17 protein-coding genes are annotated in these 19,127 nt (G+C 72.3%); 8 read left to right on the top strand and 9 right to left on the bottom strand.

From position 1 onward, the window contains the following. Positions 1-55 precede the first annotated feature (55 nt). Both LX83_RS01310 and thrS read left to right on the top strand, forming a co-directional pair. Entirely contained in the window at positions 56-1,240 is a 1,185-nt protein-coding gene (locus LX83_RS01310; RefSeq protein ID WP_253766042.1) for an MFS transporter, read from the top strand. 269 nt (positions 1,241-1,509) lie between these two features. After that, positions 1,510-2,802 carry a threonine--tRNA ligase gene (thrS, locus tag LX83_RS01305; RefSeq protein ID WP_308203888.1) on the top strand — a complete coding sequence of 431 codons (1,293 nt, stop codon included), beginning with the start codon at positions 1,510-1,512 and terminating at the stop codon, positions 2,800-2,802. Positions 2,803-2,823: 21 nt separating this feature from the next. Here thrS and LX83_RS01300 read toward each other — a convergent pair whose 3' ends face one another. Continuing rightward, positions 2,824-3,408 (bottom strand): TetR/AcrR family transcriptional regulator, encoded by a 585-nt coding sequence (locus LX83_RS01300; RefSeq protein ID WP_253766038.1) that lies wholly within the window; start codon positions 3,406-3,408, stop codon positions 2,824-2,826. A gap of 131 nt (positions 3,409-3,539) precedes the next feature. Between LX83_RS01300 and LX83_RS01295 the strand changes: the two genes are divergently transcribed. After that, on the top strand, positions 3,540-4,277 hold the full coding sequence (locus tag LX83_RS01295) for an SDR family oxidoreductase (protein ID WP_253766036.1): 738 nt from the start codon (positions 3,540-3,542) through the stop codon (positions 4,275-4,277). A gap of 43 nt (positions 4,278-4,320) precedes the next feature. Here the strand turns inward: LX83_RS01295 and LX83_RS01290 are convergent, their stop codons facing one another. Further along, positions 4,321-5,319 (bottom strand): TerC/Alx family metal homeostasis membrane protein, encoded by a 999-nt coding sequence (locus LX83_RS01290; protein ID WP_253766034.1) that lies wholly within the window; start codon positions 5,317-5,319, stop codon positions 4,321-4,323. Positions 5,320-5,555: 236 nt separating this feature from the next. Next, positions 5,556-6,428 carry a class I SAM-dependent methyltransferase gene (locus LX83_RS01285; RefSeq protein ID WP_253766032.1) on the bottom strand — a complete coding sequence of 291 codons (873 nt, stop codon included), beginning with the start codon at positions 6,426-6,428 and terminating at the stop codon, positions 5,556-5,558. Between the two features lie 162 nt (positions 6,429-6,590). Here LX83_RS01285 and LX83_RS01280 point away from each other — a divergent pair, with 162 nt between their 5' ends. Further along, a complete protein-coding gene (locus LX83_RS01280) occupies positions 6,591-8,411 on the top strand; it encodes a glycoside hydrolase family 76 protein (protein WP_253766030.1) in 1,821 nt (606 codons plus the stop codon). An 81-nt stretch (positions 8,412-8,492) separates the two neighbouring features. On the opposite strand, the gene LX83_RS01275 is transcribed toward LX83_RS01280, so the two are convergent. The 5 genes from LX83_RS01275 to LX83_RS01255 are packed head-to-tail and all read right to left on the bottom strand — an operon-like array spanning position 8,493 to position 14,919. Further along, positions 8,493-9,419 carry a dihydrodipicolinate synthase family protein gene (locus tag LX83_RS01275; protein WP_253766028.1) on the bottom strand — a complete coding sequence of 309 codons (927 nt, stop codon included), beginning with the start codon at positions 9,417-9,419 and terminating at the stop codon, positions 8,493-8,495. Continuing rightward, positions 9,416-10,408, bottom strand: a complete 993-nt coding sequence (locus LX83_RS01270; RefSeq protein WP_253766026.1) for an oligopeptide/dipeptide ABC transporter ATP-binding protein — start codon at positions 10,406-10,408, stop codon at positions 9,416-9,418. The genes LX83_RS01275 and LX83_RS01270 overlap by 4 nt, the downstream gene beginning before the upstream one ends. Next, the gene (locus LX83_RS01265) at positions 10,405-12,381 is read right to left on the bottom strand and encodes a dipeptide/oligopeptide/nickel ABC transporter permease/ATP-binding protein (protein ID WP_253766024.1); all 1,977 of its coding nucleotides are present in this window, start codon (positions 12,379-12,381) and stop codon (positions 10,405-10,407) included. The genes LX83_RS01270 and LX83_RS01265 overlap by 4 nt, the downstream gene beginning before the upstream one ends. Beyond that, positions 12,381-13,340 carry an ABC transporter permease gene (locus LX83_RS01260; protein WP_253766022.1) on the bottom strand — a complete coding sequence of 320 codons (960 nt, stop codon included), beginning with the start codon at positions 13,338-13,340 and terminating at the stop codon, positions 12,381-12,383. The genes LX83_RS01265 and LX83_RS01260 overlap by 1 nt, the downstream gene beginning before the upstream one ends. 13 nt (positions 13,341-13,353) lie before the next feature. Then, on the bottom strand, positions 13,354-14,919 hold the full coding sequence (locus LX83_RS01255) for an ABC transporter substrate-binding protein (protein ID WP_253766020.1): 1,566 nt from the start codon (positions 14,917-14,919) through the stop codon (positions 13,354-13,356). A 265-nt stretch (positions 14,920-15,184) separates the two neighbouring features. On the opposite strand from LX83_RS01255, the gene LX83_RS01250 reads away from it, so the two are divergent. Both LX83_RS01250 and LX83_RS01245 read left to right on the top strand, forming a co-directional pair. Then, positions 15,185-15,934 carry a FadR/GntR family transcriptional regulator gene (locus tag LX83_RS01250; protein ID WP_253766018.1) on the top strand — a complete coding sequence of 250 codons (750 nt, stop codon included), beginning with the start codon at positions 15,185-15,187 and terminating at the stop codon, positions 15,932-15,934. Positions 15,935-15,978: 44 nt separating this feature from the next. Next, entirely contained in the window at positions 15,979-16,389 is a 411-nt protein-coding gene (locus LX83_RS01245) for a hypothetical protein (RefSeq protein ID WP_253766016.1), read from the top strand. Between the two features lie 10 nt (positions 16,390-16,399). Here the strand turns inward: LX83_RS01245 and LX83_RS01240 are convergent, their stop codons facing one another. Next, a complete protein-coding gene (locus tag LX83_RS01240; protein ID WP_253766013.1) occupies positions 16,400-17,209 on the bottom strand; it encodes a helix-turn-helix transcriptional regulator in 810 nt (269 codons plus the stop codon). 73 nt (positions 17,210-17,282) lie between these two features. Here LX83_RS01240 and LX83_RS01235 point away from each other — a divergent pair, with 73 nt between their 5' ends. Together LX83_RS01235 and LX83_RS01230 are read left to right on the top strand one after the other, a co-directional pair. Next, positions 17,283-18,365, top strand: coding sequence for a zinc-binding dehydrogenase (locus LX83_RS01235; protein WP_253766011.1), 1,083 nt, complete (start codon positions 17,283-17,285; stop codon positions 18,363-18,365). Positions 18,366-18,405: 40 nt separating this feature from the next. Continuing rightward, on the top strand, positions 18,406-19,116 hold the full coding sequence (locus tag LX83_RS01230; RefSeq protein WP_253766009.1) for a class I SAM-dependent methyltransferase: 711 nt from the start codon (positions 18,406-18,408) through the stop codon (positions 19,114-19,116). Positions 19,117-19,127: the final 11 nt, after the last annotated feature.

The following is a 19,127-nucleotide window of genomic DNA, read 5'->3' as shown; positions in this document are numbered from 1 at the left end:
GGCGCGCTGCCCACGCACGCCGCCGGCCGCCCCACCCCACAGGAGGCCTCAGCCGATGACCGTCCTCTCCCCGCCCCGCCCGCGCGTGGCCCGCGTGGCCACCTGGATCTTCTTCGGCCTCAACGGGTTCGCCGTCGGCATGTGGGTGGTGCACATCCCGAGCATCGAGCGCGCCACCGCCATCTCGCACAGCACGCTGGGGGCACTGCTGCTGGTGCTCGGCGGCGCGGCCTTCGTCGGCATGCAGGTGGCCGGCCCGCTGGCCGACCGGCTCGGCCACCGCCGGCTGGTCCCCGCGGCCGGCGTGCTCCTGGGGCTGGCGCTGGTCGGTCCCGGCCTGGCCGGGTCGTGGTGGGCGCTGGGGCTGAGCCTGCTGTTAGTCGGCTTCGGCAACGGTGCCCTCGACGTCGCCATGAACTCGCACGCCGTGGTGGTCGAGCGCGCCTACCCTCGGCCGATCATGGCGGCCTTCCACGCCATGTGGTCGATCGGCGGGGCGATCGCGGCGGTGGTCGGCGCGGCCACCCTCGGCGCCGGCGTGCCCGCCGCCGTGTCGCTGGGCTGCTGCGGGGCGTTCTGCGTGCTCGCCTCGCTGGTCGCCGGCCGGTTCCTGATCGAAGCCGAGCCCACCCCGGCCAGCGCGGACACCGACGCAGCCGAACCCGCCAGCACCGGCGCGGCGCCGACGCGGCTGGTGTGGCTGCTGGGCGCGGTGGCCTTCGCCCTGATGCTCGCCGAGGGCGTGGCCAACGACTGGGCCGCGCTGCACCTGGAGGACGTGCTCGGCACCACCACGAGCACCGCCGCGTTCGGGTACGGCGCGTTCGCCGTCGCCATGACCGTCGGCCGGTTCGCCACCGACCGGGTGGCCGCGCTGGTCGGCCCGGTGGCGATCGTCCGGTACGGCTCCGCCCTGGCCGCGGTGGGCCTGACCGCGGCCGCGCTCGCCCCGTGGGTGCCGCTGGCCCTGGTGGGCTGGGCGCTGTTCGGCCTCGGCCTGTCCGGCGGGGTGCCGCAGCTGTTCAGCGCCGCTGGCAACCTGGACACCCGGGCCTCGGGCGCGCTGATGGCGAAGGTCGTCGGGCTCGGCTACGTCGGCCTGCTCGCCGGGCCCGCGCTGATCGGCGGGCTGACCCGGTGGATGCCGCTCAACGTCGCGTTCGCCGTGCCGGTGGTGCTGTGCGTGTTCGCCGTGGCCTTCGCGCCGGCACTCACCCGCGCCGACCGGTCGGCGGGCTGACCGGCGACCACACCCGCCGGCGGATGACCGGGTTGGATCGACAGGGGATCGGGTGGGAGTCGCACCGCGCACCGCGCACCGCGCGCCGCGTTCGCGGAGACGACGACCGCGCTGCTGCGCGCGGCGGTGATCGCCGCGCCGGTGAGAAAGGGCGGCGCGGTGCGCACTGGGTCTGTTAGGGTCACCGCATGCAGCGCGCTGGTCTGACTACGACGCCGGACACGGTCCCGGCGCGCTGAGCTGATCCTTGGTTCGAAGCCCCGGGGCGGGTGCCCCGGGGCTTCGCCGTCTGGTCACTCGCCCACCACCGCGAGGAGACCACCGTGCACGACCACCGCAAGCTCGGCCGTGAGCTGGGCCTGTTCGACAGCGACCCGTTGATCGGCGCCGGGCTGCCCTACTGGCTGCCCGACGGCGCCGTGCTGCGCCACACCCTGGAGGAGTACATCCGCGGGGTGGAGCGCCAGGCCGGCTACCGGCACGTGTACTCGCCCGTGCTGGGCAAGCGGGAGCTGTACGAGATCTCCGGCCACTGGTCGCACTACAGCGAGGACATGTTCCCGCCGATGGACCTCGGCGGCGAGCAGGTGGTGCTGCGGCCCAGCCTGTGCCCGCACCACGCGTTGATCTACCGCTCCCGCGCGCACAGCTACCGGGAGCTGCCGCTGCGCATCGCCGAGCTGGGCGGCATGTACCGCGCCGAGCTGTCCGGGGTGCTCGGCGGGCTGACCCGGGTGCGGGCGATCCAGCTCAACGACGCGCACATCTTCTGCACCCTGGACCAGGCCGTTGACGAGGCGCGGGCCGCCCTGGAGCTGATCCGGCTGGCCTACCGGGCACTGGGCATCCGCCCGGCCCGCTACCGGCTGTCGCTGCCGGGGGAGGGCGGCAAGTACGTGGCCGCGCCCGAGATGTGGCAGCGCGCCGGCGCCCTGCTGACCGAGGTCCTCGACCGGTCGGGGCTGGCCTACGAGTCCGTGGCCGGCGAGGCGGCGTTCTACGGCCCCAAGATCGACGTGCAGGTCGCCGACAGCGCGGGCCGCGAGTCCACCCTGTCCACCGTGCAGATCGACTTCCACCAGCCCGAGCGGTTCGACCTGCACTACATCGGCCCGGACAGCGCCAGGCACCGCGTGGTGATGGTGCACCGCAGCATCCTGGGCAGCATGGAGCGGGCCGTGGCCCACCTGATCGAGCAGCACGGCGGGGCCTTCCCCGCCTGGCTGGCCCCCACCCAGCTGGTCGTCCTGCCCATCTCCGAGGCGGAGCTGCCCCAGGCCGCCGAGCTGGTGCGGCGGTGCGGTGCGGCGGGGCTGCGGGCGGAGCTGTCCGGGCCGGAGCTGGGCAGCCTGGGCGCGCGCGTGCGCGCCGCCCGGCTGGTGCCCTACCAGGCGGTCATCGGCGCCCGGGAGGCCGCCGCCGACCAGGTCGCCCTGCGCCTGCGGGACGGCCGGCGGCTGCCCGCCCGGCCCGCGGCCGAGGTGCTGGCCCGGGTCGGCGCACTGGTCGACGCCCACCGCGCCGAGCTGTGGGACACCGATGACACCGATGACGCGGCGTAGCGGTCGCCGACCCGGTGGCGCTCACCCCTGCCTGGCGGCTCCCGCGGCCAGGCCGTCCAAGGTGAGGTCGAGCAGGCGTTCGGCCTGCTCGCGCTGGTCGGGTTTGCCCGAGGCGAGGGCGATGCCGGTGAGGCTGGCGAGCATGTCGGCCGCGCTGATGTCGGAGCGGACGGTGCCGGCCGCGACCCCGGCGTCCATGAGCGTGGCCAGGGCGGCCAGGATCAGGTCCTTGCTCTGCGCGTAGGGGTTGCCGCCGGAGTCCACCACCGTCCGCAGCGCGTCGGCCATGCCCAGCTTGGCGGACACGTAGTCGAGGAAGCGGCGGGTCCAGGCGCGCAGTGCCGCCTGCGGTGGCGCGGTCGCCAGCAGTTCCGGGGCGGCGTCGCACAGCTTGGCCAGCTCGTTGCGGTAGGCGGCCTCGATCAGGGCCTGCCTGGTGGGGAAGTTCCGGTAGAGGGTGCCGGTGCCCACGCCCGCCTGCCTGGCGATCTGTTCGAGGTGCGCGTCCAGCCCCTGTTCGGTGAACACGCGCACCGCGGTGGCCAGGATCTTCTCCCGGTTGCGCTGCGCGTCAGCCCGGAGCGGGCGCTCTGCGTGCCTGGTCATCGACGGCGTTCTCCTCCTCCGCTGGCGAAGTGGAGGCGTGTCCGGTTACTCTGGAAGAAGCGGCGGCGCCTCCACTTTCACTCTAGGGCATTCCTCGCCCGTCGTGGCGACTGGGAAGAAGGACGTGACAGATGTCGGAACTCGACGGCAGGGTCGTCGCCATCACCGGAGCCAGCAGCGGGATCGGTGCGCGGACCGCGCTGCTGCTGGCCGAGCGCGGCGCCACCCTCGTGCTGGGCGCCCGGCGCGCCGACCGCCTCGCCGAGCTGGCCGAGCGCATCACCCGGGCCGGCGGCCACGCCCTGTGCGTGCCCACCGACGTGCGGCGCCGCGACGACCTGGTCGGCCTGGTCGGGTCGGCCGTGCAGCGGTGCGGCAAGCTCGACGTGCTGGTCAACAACGCCGGGGTCGGCCCGATCTCCCCGCTGGACGAGCTGCGGGTCGACGACTGGGACGAGATGGTCGACGTGAACATCAAGGGCGTGCTGCACGGCATCGCGGCGGCCCTGCCCGTCTTCCGCGCGCAGGGCTTCGGGCACATCATCAACACCGCCTCCACCGCGGGACACACCGTCGCGCCGAGCATGGCGGTCTACGCCGGCACCAAGTTCGCGGTGCGCGCCATCTCCGAGGGCCTGCGCCAGGAGGCCGGCGACGGGCTGCGGGTGACCGTGGTGTCGCCCGGGTTCGTCGCCACGGACTTCGCGGACGCCGCGGCGAACCCGGAGGTGCGGGCCCAGCTCGCCGAGACCAGGGACCGGATCGCGATCGCACCGGAGGCGATCGCCCGCGCCATCGCGTTCGCCATCGAGCAACCGGCCGATGTGGACGTGAACGAGATCGTGATCCGACCGACCGCCCAGGCCTGACCTGTACTGTGGCTGGCGGTCAGGCCGGAGGGCGGCCGCCCGCTCAGCGCTTGACGGCGGTGTCCCGGGAACGCCGGCGCAGGCTCGTCACCGTCACGGTCGCCAGCACGAGCGCGATCACGACGAGCGAGAGCGGCGTGGGGATCTCCGGCACCGCCGGCCAGACGCCGTGGGCCCAGTGCAGGACCAGCTTGACGCCGATGAACGCCAGGATGATCGCCAGTCCGTGGTTGAGGTGGACCAGCTTGGCCAGCGCGCTGTGCAGCACGAAGTACAGCGCGCGCAGGCCCAGCAGGGCGAAGGCGTTGGTGGCGAACACCAGGTAGGGGTCGGCGGTGATGCCGTAGACGGCGGGCACCGAGTCGACCGCGAACACCACGTCGGTGGCGAAGATCGCGACCACCACCAGGGCCAGCGGGGTCAGCGCGCGGCGCCCGTGCTCGTGGACGGTGAGGCGGGCACCCCGGTAGTCGTCGGTGACCGGCATCAGCCGGCGCAGCAGCCGCACCGAGCGCAGCTGGGCGACGTCTCGGACGGCCTGCTCACCGGCGATCGCCTCGCGCAGGATCTTGACCGCGGACAGGAACAGGACCAGGCCGAACACCAGGAACGCCCAGGTGCCCGCCTGCAACAGCGCGGCACCGGCGGCGATGAACACCGCGCGCAGCACCAGGGCGCCGACGATCCCGTACAGCAGCACCCGCTGCTGGACGGCGGCGGGCACGGCGAACGCGGTGAGCAGCAGCATGAACACGAACAGGTTGTCCACGGACAGCGACTTCTCCACCACGAAACCGGTGACGAAGTCCAGTGCCTGGCCACCGCCGTACGCGAACCACAGCCAGCCGCCGAACACGAACGGCAGCGCGAGGTAGAACACCGACCAGCCCGCGGCCTCCCGCATGGACACCTCGTGCGGACGGCGTGTCACCACGAAGTCGGCGACCAGCAGGGCGAGCAGGACGAGCACGCTGACCGCCCACAGCCAGAACGAGCCGATCGACTCGGGAGCGGCGGCGGGCACGGCGGACGGATAGGGCACAGAGCCTCCTCGAACAGCGTTCGAGGTCTCCTTCACCCCACGGGTGGGGCGGCAAGCCGGGGACACCAACGGGATGTCCGTACTGACCGGGCAGGCCCTTGGGAAGTACTCCCCTCACCAGCGAGTATCAGGGTCGACCGCGTCGTTGTAAAGCCGAGACCCGGGGCCTGGCCGGCGCACCCGGCCACGTCACACCGGGGGTGGACGCCGCCGGGCGCAAGGCGGACGCGTCCGCGTCAGCCCCGGTGCTGGCCGGTGGCGGTGAGCAGGAACGCGGGCGAGGACCAGTAGTCGCACAGCGGCGTGGTCCGGACGTCGGTGAAGCCCGCCCGCTCCACCTGCTCGGCCCAGCGCGCCGCGGGCTGCTCCCAGGTGACCCGCGTCGCGCCGGGCACCAGCTGGCCGGTGAGCACGGGCATCAGAAAGCCCTGCGCCACCAGGTCCCGGTCGGTGTCGTACTCGGCCAGGCCGCGCTCGTAGGTCCGGGCCAGGAAGGCCCGGTGCTCCGGGCCGGCGTGCGGCAGGTCCGGCACGTCGAACTCGACCACGGCGAGCGCGCCGACCCGCGGGGCCAGCGCGGCGAGCACGGTGTCGCGCACCTCGTGCGGCAGGGTGTGCAACGCGAACGTCGACTGGGCCAGGTCGAAGGCCGTGTCGAGGGCGGCGGCGAACGGCTCGACCCGGGTGTTGCGGGCGTCGAGGTCCAGACCGCGGTCGAGTCCGCGCTCGGCCAGCCCGCGCACGGCCGCGGCCAGCAGCGGGGCGGCGGGTTCGACCAGGGTGAGCGCACTCGGGCGGTGCCCGGCGGCCAGGCTCGGCAGCAGCGCGCGGCCGTCGCCGCAGCCGATGTCGAGCAGGCTGGCCGGGCGGGTCCGGTCGTAGATCCCGGCCAGCGCCGCGCTCACCGCCCGGTAGAGGCCGATGTTGCCGCCACCGTTGATGAACGCCTCGAACGCGGCCGGCTGGTCGTACACCGCGCTGGCCGCGTCGGTGGCCAGGTACTGGGACAGCGCTTCGGCCAGCAGTGACCCGCCCGTTCGGACGATCGCCCTGGCACGATCGACGTCTCCGGCGGCGAGCGCGTCCAACGCCTCGGTGGTGGGATGCATGCACGGAGTCTGGCAGACCGGTGTGACAGAACCGGACAGGACTGGCCCACCACGTTGTGTGGACCACCGGTCGTGGCCTAACGTTCATGGCAGCCAACTGGTTTCCAGTGTCCACTTCGGATTGTTGTCGGCGTTCGCTCCCCACCCCGACCGGAGCCCACCATGCCGTCTGGTCTTGCCGCGCTCGTCGCCCTGCTGTCCCTGGCCCCGTTGGTCGACGTGCCCACCGAACCGGTCCACCCGCAGGCGGCCGTGTGCGTGCTCGCGTGCGACACCCTGGACCCGTCCCGGGCGAAGGAGGAGAAGTTCCCGGTACCGGAGCAGCGGATCAACAACCGGCGGCTGGTGCTGCACGTGTCCGACGCCGACGGCATGGCGTGGGGCAGCATCGACGACGGCGTGACCGGCGACTCGGTGTGGCTGGACCGCTCGTGGGACGGTGGCGCGACCTGGGAACCGTTGCTGGGCAAGGCGAGCATCCCGGGGACGTGGACCGGCACGCGCACGCTCATGTACAACGTCACCGACCCGACCACCCACCGGCGCGGCCTGATCCGCGCCTGCGGTGACGCGAACGCGGTGGCCTGCACCGACTGGATCTACCCGGTGGTGTGCGACGTGGTCTGCGACCGGACCGACAGCGGCCACGCCGTGGGCGACGCGCAGCCGGTGCCGCCCACCACGCTGTTCGGCCGCACCATCCGGCTGCACGTGGACCGCAACGCCATGGCGTGGGGCACGATCGAGGCCGGCGGTCCCGGGGACGAGGTGTGGCTGGACCGGTCCTGGGACGCGGGCGCGAGCTGGCCCGGTGGCTCGTCGCTGGGCCGCACCAGCGTTACCGCGGGCAACACCGCCACCCGCACCACGATGTTCGCCACCCGCGACCCTCGGGGCCGCCACTACGGCGGCGCGGTGCGCGCGTGCGGCCGGGAGGCCAGCCACCAGCAGGGCAGTTGCACCGCCTGGGTCCGGCCCGCGCCGAGCCGGGCGGACGGCGCCGCCGACGCCCTGATGTACGACTACCAGCCCCACGAGGCCTGGTGGCGGAGCAGTTGGTGGAACACGGCCGCCACGCTCACCGCGCTGATCGACTTCGCGGCGCGCACCGGGAACCGGCGCTACGACTGGGTGATCGCGCGCACCTTCGAGGTCAACCGGGGCGTGTTCCCGGCGGGGCAGAAGAGTTCCGACGCGATCGAGGGCGACTTCGTCAGCCGCGCCATCGACGACACCGCGTGGTGGGGCCTGGCCTGGATCGCCGCCTACGACCACACCGGCGAACGCCGCTACCTCGACATGGCCACCACCATCGCCGGCTACGTCCACCAGTACTGGGACACCACCACCTGCGGTGGCGGGGTGTGGTGGGACCGGGAGCGCACCTACAAGAACGCCGTGACCGCCGGCCTGTACCTGCGGCTGGTGGCGGCGCTGCACCGGCGCACGGCCGGGGACGCGGTGTGGCTGCAACGCACCCGTGCCGCCGCGGACTGGTACCTGGGCAGCGGGCTGGTCAACGCGGCCGGTCTGGTCAACGACGGCCTGACCGGGGACTGCCGCAACAACGGGCAGCCGGTGTGGACCTACAACCAGGGGCTGGGCATCGGCGGCCTGCTGGAGGCCTGGCGCGCCACCGACGACTCCCGCTACCTCGCCCAGGCGCGCCGGCTCGCCGACGCGGCCATCACCAGTCCCGTGCTGACCGCGTCCGGGGTGCTCACCGAGTCCTGCGACGTGGGCACGAAGTCGTGTGACGACAACCAGAAGCAGTTCAAGGGCGTGTTCGCCCGCTACCTCGCCGACCTGGCCGAGGCCACCGGAGTGGCCGCCTACCAGGAGTTCGCCACCCGCCAGTCCGACTCGATCTGGGCCACCGACCGCGACTCCCTCAACCGGCTCGGCCAGCGCTGGGCGGGCGGCACCCCCAACCAACTCGACTGGCGCACCCAGGCCAGCGCGCTGAGCGGCGTGCTCGGCTGATCGCCAGGGTTGGCCCGGCGGTGCCGGGGCCGGACCCGCGGGTGGTCTGCCCCGCGGTGTGCCCGGCCCCGGTGGGAGAACTCAGAGCAGGCCGGCCGCCACGAGCTTGTCCTTGATGCGCACCAGCTCCTCGTCGTTGAGCGGCAACTGCGGCGGGGCCATCACGGCGTTGTCGATGAGGCCGCGCATCTTCATGGCGGCCTTGAACGCGCCCAGCGCGGCCGATCCCCGGCCCATCCGGCTCGGCGGCGCCACGTCGGTGATGGTGAACAGGCGCATCAGCCGCTCCTGTTCCGCGCTGGCCGCGGCGAGGTCGCCGGCGCGAACGTGGTCGTAGATCGCCACGTAGCCGGCGGGGTCGACGTTGCCGAGGCCGGGAACCACGCCGTCGGCGCCCATGGCCAGCACCGAGTCGACCACGAGTTCCGAGCCGGTGAACACGGCGAAGTCGGCCAGGCCCCGGTCGCGCTTGCCCAACAGCACGTAGCGGAACCCGGCGTCGTCACCGCTGGAGTCCTTCAGGCCGGCGATCACGCCGTCCTCGGCGAGCCGCAGCACCATCTCGCCGTCGAGCTTGGTGTGCACGGCCATCGGGATGTCGTAGGCGAAGATCGGCAACTCGGTCAGCTCGCGCAGCAGCCGGAAGTGCCGCTCGATCTCGGCCACGTGCGTGCGGGTGTAGTACGGCGCGGTGACCACGATCCCGGCCGCCCCGGCCGCTTCGGCCGCCCGCACGTGTTCGGCCACCCGCAGCGTGGTCATGTCGATGCAGCCGACCAGCACCGGCACCCGACCGGCGACCTCGTCGATGGTGGTCTCCATGACGGTTCGGCGCTGCGCGTCGGGCAGGAAGGCCACCTCACTGGACGAGCCGAGGATGAACACCCCGTGCACGCCGGCGTTCAGCTGGAAGTCGACCGAACGCCGCAGCGAACCGGTGTCCACCGTGAAGTCGTCGTGGAACGGGGTGCACAGCGGGGGGATGACGCCGGCGAATGTCGCGGTCACGGGGCACTCACTTCGGTTGGTAGTTCTGGGTGGATGCATCGGTAGGTGTGCTGCGCGGACTCACCGGCCGAGGCGAGCGGCGGCAGTGCGCGCGCGCAGTCGTCGGTGGCCTTCCAGCAGCGGGTGCGGAAGCCGCAGCCGCTGGGCGGTGCGGTCGCCGACGGCACCGGACCGGTCAGCACGATCGGTTCGACCGCGTGCAGCAGGCTGGGCGTGGCCGAGAACAACGCCCTGGTGTAGGGGTGGTGCGCCTGGTCGGGCAGGGCCGAGGCCGGCGCCTCCTCCACGATCCGGCCGAGGTACATGGTGACGATCCGGTCGCTCATCTTGCGCACGGTCTGGATGTCGTGGGAGACGAACACCATCGCCAGGTTGAGCCGGTCGCGCAGGTCCATCAGCAGGTTGAGGATCTGCGCCCGCACGGACACGTCCAGCGCCGAGGTCGGCTCGTCCGCGACCAGCAGCCCCGGCCGCAGCGCCAGCGCCCGCGCGATGGCCACGCGCTGGCGCTGGCCACCGGACAGCTGGCTGGGCACCGCCTGCTCGGCGCTGCTGGGCAGGCCGACCAGCGACATCAGCTCCCGCACCCGGTCGGCGCGCTCCGCGGGCGTGCCCACGCGGTGCACGTCGAGCGGGTCGCGGATGATCCGGGCGACCGGCAGCCGGCGGTTCAGCGCGGTGGACGGGTCCTGGAAGACCATGCCGACGTCCCGGCCGAACTCGCGGGCCCGCTGCCCGGCGCCCATCGCCCACAGGGAGGTGCCCCGGTAGCGGACCGTGCCGCTGGTGGGGCGTTGCAGGCCGACGACCACCTTGGCCAGAGTGGACTTGCCGCAGCCGGACTCGCCGACCACGCCGACGGTCTGCCCCGGCGTGAGCACGAGGTTCGCGTCGGTCAGCGCGTGCACCTCGTCGCGGCCGAACAGGCTCGACGAGCGGACCCGGTGCACCACGTGCACGCCGTCGAGTTCGAGCAGGTGCTCGCTCACGATCCGACTCCTTCCGGCAGTGCGTCCTGTGCCGAGCCGATCGCGATCCGTTCGGCGGGGAAGTGACAGGCGATCAGGTGGGTGGTGTTGTCGCCGACGCGGGCCGGTGCCTCGCGGTGGCAGACCGCCCGCGCGGCCGGGCAGCGGTCGGCGAAGCGGCAGCCGGCGGGGAAGTCGGCCGGTGCCGGCACCACGCCCCGGATCTGGGTCAGCGTGGTCTGGTTCTCCTCCAGCGACAGCACGGCGCTGAGCAGGCCGCGCGTGTAGTGGTGCCGGGGTGAGCCGATGATCTGCGCGGTGGCGCCCATCTCGGCCACCTGCCCGCCGTACATCACCACGACCCGGTCGGCCACCTCGGAGACCAGCGCCAGGTCGTGGGAGACCAGGATGAGCGCGAACCCGAGTTCGTCCTTCAGCCGCAGCAGCAGCCGCATGATCTGGGCCTGCACCGTGACGTCCAGCGCGGTGGTCGGCTCGTCGGCCACGATCAGCTTGGGGCTGCGGGACAGGGCCATGGCGATGAGCACCCGCTGCCGCTGCCCGCCGGACAGCTCGTGCGGGTAGGCCCGCAGTGTCCGCTGTGGATCGAGGCCGACCAGTTCCAGCAGTTCCACCGGCGTGCGGGTGCCGCCCCGCCGGACGAACTGCTTGAGCTGCGCCTGGATCGTCATGGCCGGGTTGAGGGAGGACAGCGCGTCCTGGTAGATCATGGCGATGTCGTGGCCGAGGTGGCGGCGCAGCTGGCTGGGCTTCAACGCCAGCAGGTCGCGCTGCTCGAACCGGATCTGCCCGGACACCCGCGCATTGGCCGGCTGCAATCCCATGATGGACAGCGACGTCAGCGACTTGCCGCAGCCCGACTCGCCGATCAGGCCGAGCACCTCGCCGGCGCGCACGGTGAACGACACGTCGTCCACGACGTTCACGCCGTTGTGCCGGCCGGGGAAGGAGATCGTCAGGTGCTCCACGTCGAGCACGGGCGGTGCGTCACCGAGGTCGCGGGCGGTGCGGCTGAGCCGCTCGCCCACCTCGCGCAGCCCGGCGATGGGCAGCACCGGCTCGGTGTTCTCGGTGGACTCCTGCGCGGCGATCGCCTTGGGGGTGACCGAGTTGGCCCCGCGCGCTGCGGCCGGCGCCGCCCACGCGTCGGAGATCCGTTCGGCCAGCACGTTCAGCGCCAGCACGGTGACCAGGATCAGCAGGCCGGGGAACAGCGTGGCCCACCAGCCGCCGGTGAGCACCAGGTCCTTGCCGTCGGCCAGCACCGAGCCCCACGACGGGTTGGGCGGCTGGATGCCCGCGCCGATGAACGACAGCGACGCCTCGAACACGATCGCGTCGGCCACGGTGACCGTGCAGTACACCAGCACCGGGGCGGCGCAGTTCACCGCCACGTGCCTGGCCAGGATGAACCAGCGCCGGGCGCCGATGATCCGCTCGGCGGCGACGTAGTCCTCGCCGTACTGGGCGAGCACGTTGGCCCGCACCACCCGGGCGACCGGCGGCGTGTTCAGGAAGCCGATCGCCAGGATCAGCACGGAGATGTCCCGGCCGAACACCGCCACCAGCACCGCGGCCAGCGCGATCCCGGGGAAGGCCATGACCACGTCCAGCACGCGCATGATCACCGAGTCGACCCGCCGCGCCGAGGTGGCCGCGAGCGCGCCGACCAGCCCGCCGGCCACCAGGGCCAGCACCACGGCGCCCAGGCCGATCGTCAGCGACCAGCGGGTGCCGTGGACCAGGCGGGAGAAGATGTCCCGGCCGGACCGGTCGGTGCCGAACCAGTGCTCCCCGCTCGGCCCACCGATGCTGGTGCCCAGCGCGTCCGGGTCGTGCGGCGTGATCAGCGGGCCGAACACGGCCACCAGCGCCAGCACCACCAGCAGTCCCAGTGCCACCCAGGACACGGTGTTCAGTTTGCGGAAGCCGATCCCGGGCCGGGACAGCCTCGCGCTCAGGCCGCGGCGCATCACGAGTGGCTCCTCAGTCGCGGGTTGACGATCAGGTAGAGGACGTCGACGATCAGGTTCACCAGCACGAACCCGGTCGCGATGGTGATCACGAAGCCCTGCACCTTTGCGGTGTCGCCGTCCAGGACCGCCTGGATCATGTTCTGCCCCATGCCGGGCAGCGCGAACATGGTTTCGATGACCACCGCGCCGCCGAGCAGGTAGCCGACCCGCAGCCCGAGCACGGTGAGCGGGGTGACCAGGGCGTTGCGCAGCACGTTGCGCCCCACCACGACCACCGGCGGCAGGCCGCCGCCCCGCGCGGTGCGCACGTAGTCCTTGTCCAGTTCCTCCACCATGGACGTGCGGATGACGCGGGTCAGCTGCGCGGCGACCGGCAGGGCCAGCGAGATCGCCGGCAGGGTCAGCGAGTTCAGCCAGCCGGTGAACGAGTCGTTCGGGCTGATGTAGCCGCTGGTGGGGAACAGCCCCTGGCCGACGGCCAGCCACTGCACCAGCAGCAGGGCGATCCAGAAGGCCGGCGCGGCCAGCCCGGCCAGCGTCACCACCCGGATCAGCTGGTCCGGCCAGCGGTCCCGGAACAGCGCCGAGGTCACCCCGAGCAGCAGTGACACCACCAGGGCGATGCCCAGCCCCAGCAGGGTCAGCTGGACGGTGAGCGGCAGCGCGGTCGCGATGATCTCGCCGACCGGCTGCCGGGTGATCACGCTGTGCCCGAAGTCGCCCTGCACCAGGTGCCAGACGAACCGCACGTACTGCACGGGCAGCGGGTCGAGCAGGCCGTTCTCGCGCCGGAACTGGTCGAGCTGCGCCTGGGTGGCGTTGGCCCCGTCAAACGCCGCCATCGCCGGGTCGACGGGGGAGAACCGCATCACGACGAAGACGAACAGGATGACGCCGAGCAGCAGCGGCACCAGGGAGAGGATGCGGCCGAGCAGCATCCGCAGGACGACGGTCATGTGCTCGCTCCGCTCAGGCCGGCTTGGCCTGGTTGAGGTAGATGCCCGGGTAGCCCTGGGCCCGCACGCCGGTGATGGCCTTCGGGTCCCACGCGGTGCCGAGCTGGGTGAACACCACGGGGTAGATGACGGCCTGGTCGGCGATCATGTCCAGCAGCTGCTTGGTGAGCGCCTTGCGCTTGGCCTCGTCGGTCTCCGCGGCGGCCTGGTCCTGCAACTGCAGCAGCGCGGTGGCGTCGGCCCCGGTCCAGCGGGCGTACCTGGCGCTCAGGTTGGACTGCTGGTCGTAGTAGTAGCGGGTGAGCAGGTCCGGGTCGTTGCCGAACTGCATCGGGTTGTTGGTCGTGGCGACCACCTGGAAGTCGGTGCCGTTGTCCAGTTTGGAGAACAGCGCCTTGGTGTCCTGGGAGTCCAGAGTGGTCTCCACGCCGATGGCGTCCCAACCCTCCTTGATCACGGTGACGCAGCCGGCCACCAGGGAGGTGTTGGTGGTGGACAGGGTGATCTTCAGGCCGCTCACGCCGGCCTCCTGCAACAGCTCCTTGGCCTTCTCCGGGTTGTAGGAGAGGTCGGTGTCCGGCTGCTGGGACACCGGCAGCTTCGGGTTGATGAACGAGGTCGCCGGCGTGCCAGCGCCCTGCAGGCCGATCTCGACCATCTTCTTCTTGTCGATCGCGTAGTGCAGCGCCTGCCGGACGCGCTTGTCGTCGAACGGCGCGTGCGCGGTGTTGAACAGCAGGAACAGGTTGTTGCCGCCGTCGGCGAACTCCACGGTGCGGCCGGCCGCGCGCAGCTGCTCGGCGTTGGCCGCCGGGATGTTCTCCACGATCTGCGCGTCCGGGTTGGCACCGGAGATCGCGGCCACCCGGGGCGAGGCGTCCACGATGGACTTCCACAGCATCTTCTTGTAGGCGGCCGGCCGGGGGCCGTTGTACTGCTCGAACTTCTCGAACGTGGTGTGGCTCAGCGGCGCCTGCTCGGTCACCTTGTACGGACCCGAGCCGACGACCTTGCCGTTCGCGGCGTCGTCCCAGTGACCGTCGAAGACGTGCTTGGGCACGATCTTGCAGGTCTGGATGCGTTGCAGCGCGTAGGGGAACGGGAACTTCAGCACGAACTCGACGGAGCGGTCGTCCACTTTGCGCACTTCCTGCAGCCAGTTCGCGAAGAAGCTGCGCACCAGGACGTTCTCGGTCGGGCTGAGTGCCCGCGCGTAGGTGAAGACGACGTCGTCGGCGGTGACCGGCTGGCCGTCGTGCCAGGTGGCGCCGTCGCGCAACTGGAAGGTGAGGCTCGTGCCGGACAGGTCGGTTGGCAGGGCCTTGGCCAGGCCGGGGAAGGGTTCCCGGGTGATCGGGTCACCCTCCACCAGGGACTCGTAGCAGTGCAGGTTGGCGGCCATCGAGAAGGCCGAGGCGGTCTGCAGCGGATCCCACGTCTGGTTGTTGCCGTAGCCGAGCACGGCGGTGATGGAGTCCTTGTCGTTTCCCGTCTTGTTCGTGGAGGCTGGCCCGCCGCACGCGTTGAGCGCTGCGGTGAACGCCATCGCGGTGCCCGCCAACCCTGTGAAGCGCAACATGTCGCGCCGGCTCATCGGCCGACCGGACCCGATCGGGCTTGGGGACATCATCGTCTCCAGACTTCAGTGATTGCCGCCAGAAGATAAGTCGTAGGACATGGGACGTCCTACGACTGGTGTCCGAACTCTAGGTCTCGCCGGCTGGAGAATCAAGAGTCCGCGCGACATCGCGGATCACCGCTGGTGTACCGAGTGGACAGCGCAGCGTGACGTAGGATGTCCGGCGCGGCGACATGCCGGCAACCAGCGGATCCGGAGGACGGTATTGGCGCGCCCGCAACGCAACGAAGAGATCACCAAGCGGATCATCGACCTGATCGTCGAACGCGAACTGCCCCCGGGGGCGCCGATGCCCACCGAACTCGACCTGATGAACGACATCGGGGTGAGCCGCAACTCCATCCGCGAGGCGATGAAGTCCCTCCAGGCACTGGGCATCGTGGAGATCCGGCACGGCTACGGCACCTTCGTGGGCTCCGGCGGCTCGGAGGCGCTGCAGACCTGGCTGCTGTTCCGCACCCGCACCCGGGGCGCCACCGACGTCGGCCGGCTGCGGGACCTGCTCGAAGTGCGGGAGATGATCGACACCGAGCTGACCCGCCGGGTCGCCAGCCGGCACCGCCCCGAGCTGATCGCCGAACTGGAGGCGTGCGTCGCGCGGATGCGCCGCAAGGGACCGGACAGCGCGCTGGCCGACCGCGAGTTCCACGAACTCATCTGCGCCGAGGCCGGCTTCGACCTCGCCCGCGAGTTGGCCGGGCTGTTCTGGGACGTCTACCGCACCGCCGAGGACGAACTCGGCGGCCCGCCGACGTCAGCCACCCGCACGGCCGAACGGCACCAGCAGATCGTGGACGCCCTGGTGCTCGGCGACGGCGACGCCGCGGCCGAGGCCGTGCACCGGCACTTCGACGAGGTCCGCAAACGCGCCAAGGCCGGCCCCTACGGCGGGTTCGGCGAGGCGAGCCCGGTCCTGTCCGCGCACCACAGCACCGCGGCCACGGCGGACGGCTAGGGTTTGCGGCGCGGTCGTCCACACGGCAACGGTGAGGTGGTGCTGTGGTCAACGTCTTGGCCGGGATCATCGGCGCGCTGCTGGGCTTCTCGGGTGCCCTGCTCGGTGCCTGGATCAAGAGCAGGGGCGAGCACCGCAAGTGGCTGCGCGACCAGAAGCTGTCCGGCGCCGCCGAGATGGTGAGCGCGGGCACCAACATCTTCGAGTTCCGCCACCGCAGCGAGGACTGGCTCAACGCGTTCGAGCCGAGCGAGTTGCGCGAGTGGCAGACCCAGTTGCAGCGCGGCCGCGCCGTCATCCACCTGCTGTGCGCGCAGGAGACCCGGGACCACGCGGACTCCTTCGCCACGTGGTGCTGGCGGTCGAAAGCGCCCAGGGCCGAGCACGAGGAGAACACCGTCGCGGCGCTGCGCGCGTTCACCGCGTCCCTGCGCAAGGAGATCGGCAGCGCGTAGCCCGCGGCCGCTACGCCGGCGCTGGCCCGGATCCGGCCGGGTCGGAGTAGATGACCAGGGTCTGCTCTGGCTGGTCGGCCAGGTGGAACGCGGTGTGGGTCAGCGTGACCAGGCCGAGCCGGGGATGCCGCAGCCGCTTCGCACCACCGCGACTGACCTGGATGTCGTACCGGGGCCACCAGGCGCGCACCTCCGGGCTGGCCGCGTGCAGTTCCTCGATCAGGCTGGTGAACCGGGGATCACCGGGGTGGCGCCCGGCCGCGGCGCGCAGCCGCGCGAGCAGTCCCTGCGCCTCCCGTTCCCAGTCCACGAGCACCTGTCGGGCCGAGGGCGCGGTGAACACCCAGCGCGCCACGTTGGGCCGGCCGCCGGTGGGCGCGTCCAGGTCGGGGAACAGCTCGGCGGCGGCGGGGTTGTGGCTGAGCACGTCGTGGTTGGCGCCGGTCAGGTAGGCCGGGTTGGCCGACAGCAGCAGCGGGATCGCCGCCACCTCCGGAGCCAGCCGCTCGGGCTCGGCACGCCGCGGTTGCGGTGCGCTGCTGGCGAGGTGGAGCAGGTGCGCGCGTTCCTGCGGACTCAGCCGCAGGGCCGAGGCGAGCGCCAGCAGCACCTGCTCGGAGGGCCGGACGTCCCTGCCCTGCTCCAGGTAGGTGTACCAGGTGGCGCTGATGCCCGCGACCAGCGCGATCTCCTCCCGGCGCAACCCCGGGGTGCGGCGTCGCCCGGTGCTGGGCAGCCCCACGTCGGCCGGGGTCAGCCGGGCGCGCCGGCTGCGCAGGAAAAGACCCAGTTCGCGCCGTTGCGCGGCAGCGGTGGACACGCGTGCTGGCACCTCCAGTACCAGAATGAGCCGGCTCTGGATACCAGGTTAATCCCGGCTGAGACTGGTCGTCATGCGAGCATGGGTACTGGACAGAGCCGGTGACGAGGTGCGGTGCGCGGAGGTGGCCGAGCCCGAACTCCGCGGTGGCGGGGTCGTGATCAGCACACTCGCGGTGCACGTTCCCGCGTACGCCGCCGAGGTGGTGTCGGGGGAGCGGAACTACTCCTTCCCCACTCCGCTGATCCTCGGGCCGGGTGGCATCGGGCGGGTCGAGTCGGTGGCACCGGACGTGTTCAACGTGCGGCCGGGCGACATCGTGCTGAACACCTCCCTGCTGGACGCCGGCCGGGTGGACGAGCCGCAGGAGATCCTCGTCGGCTGGACCGGCGTTGACTGGCGCGGCGCGCCGAGCGCGGACACCCGCGCCATGCAGACCGCGTGGCGGGACGGCGGGTGCGCCGAGCGCGCGGTGTGCCCCAAGGAGTCCCTCATCCGACTGCCGGGCGCGGAGCACTACCCCAACCCCGCGAAACTGGCGTTCCTCGGCTGGCTGTCCGTGGCAGCCGAGGGCCTGCGCCGGGCCGAACAGCGGGCGGGACAGGTCGTCACCGTCCTCGGCGCGACCGGACAGATGGGCGCGGCGGCGGTGCTGGTCGCACTCGCCCAGGGCGCCGCGCGCGTGGTGGCGGTCGGCCGCAACAGGGACGTGCTGGACCGACTGACCGAACTGGACGGTCGGGTCGCCGCGGTCGCGCTGACCGGGCAGCGGGCCGAGGACGCGGCCGCGATCACCGAGGCGGGTGGCGGCTCCGACGTGGTGGTCGACGCCCTCGGCGCCGTGCCGAGCGCCGAACCCACACTGGCCGGCTACGACTCCCTGCGCCCTGGCGGGTGCCTGGTGCTGATCGGCGGTGTCCGGCAGGACCTGGTGTTTCCCTACGGACAGCTGATGCGTCGGCGCCAGACCATCCGCGGTTCCTGGATGGCCGAACCGGCCACCGCGCTGGCGGTGTGGCGGATGGTCGCCGCGGGCAGCATCGACCTCGACGCGGTGGACGTGCACCCGGTCGGCCTCGACGACCCGGCCGGCGCGTTCCGGCAGGCCGCGCAGACCAGCGGTCTGCGGTTCGTCGCGCTGGTGCCCGGCGCGTAATCCGCTCGTGCCGACCGCGCCCGCCCGGCCAAGATGAACCATGGTTGAAGTGGTGGGTTCCGATCCGCAGTACGACAGGTTCGCCGACGAGTTCGCCGAGCACGCGCGCGACGGCCTGTACAACGCGCACTACGACCGGCCGGCGTGCCTGGACCTGCTCGGCCCGGTGGCCGGCCGCCGGGTGCTGGACGTGGCGTGCGGCCCCGGGCTCTACGCGGAGGAGCTGGTGCGGCGCGGGGCCAGCGTGATCGGGCTGGACCACAGCCCGCGCATGGTCGAGCTGAGCCGGCAGCGGGTTCCCGCCGGTGAGTTCCGCGTGCACGACCTGGCCGACCCGCTGGACTGGCTGCCGGACGCCTCGGTGGACCTGGTGCTGTTCGCGCTCGCCGTGGAGTACGTGGACGACCGCGTCGCGGCCCTGCGGGAGCTGCGCCGGGTGCTGCGGCCGGACGGCGCGCTGGTGCTGTCCCGCCTGCACCCCACCGGTGACTGGCTGCGCCACGGCGGCAACTACTTCGAGCCGCGGATCGTGGAGGAGGTGTGGAGCCGGGGCTGGCGGGTGCGCTTCTGGCTCATGCCGCTGGAGCGCACCTGCGAGGAACTGCACGAGGCCGGGTTCCTCGTCGAGCGGTTGCGGGAACCCCGGCCGGCCGCCGAGGCCGCCCACCTCGACCCGACGGCGCACGCGCGGCTGCTGCGCGAGCCCGTCGGATTCCTGGCGATCAGGGCCGTGCCCGACCCGCGCCGCTGACCCGGGTCCGG

Source organism: Goodfellowiella coeruleoviolacea, assembly GCF_024171785.1.
Lineage (GTDB): Bacteria > Actinomycetota > Actinomycetes > Mycobacteriales > Pseudonocardiaceae > Goodfellowiella > Goodfellowiella coeruleoviolacea.
The sequence above is the reverse complement of the archived record's forward strand: the minus strand, read 5'-3'. Positions and strand labels throughout refer to the sequence as shown.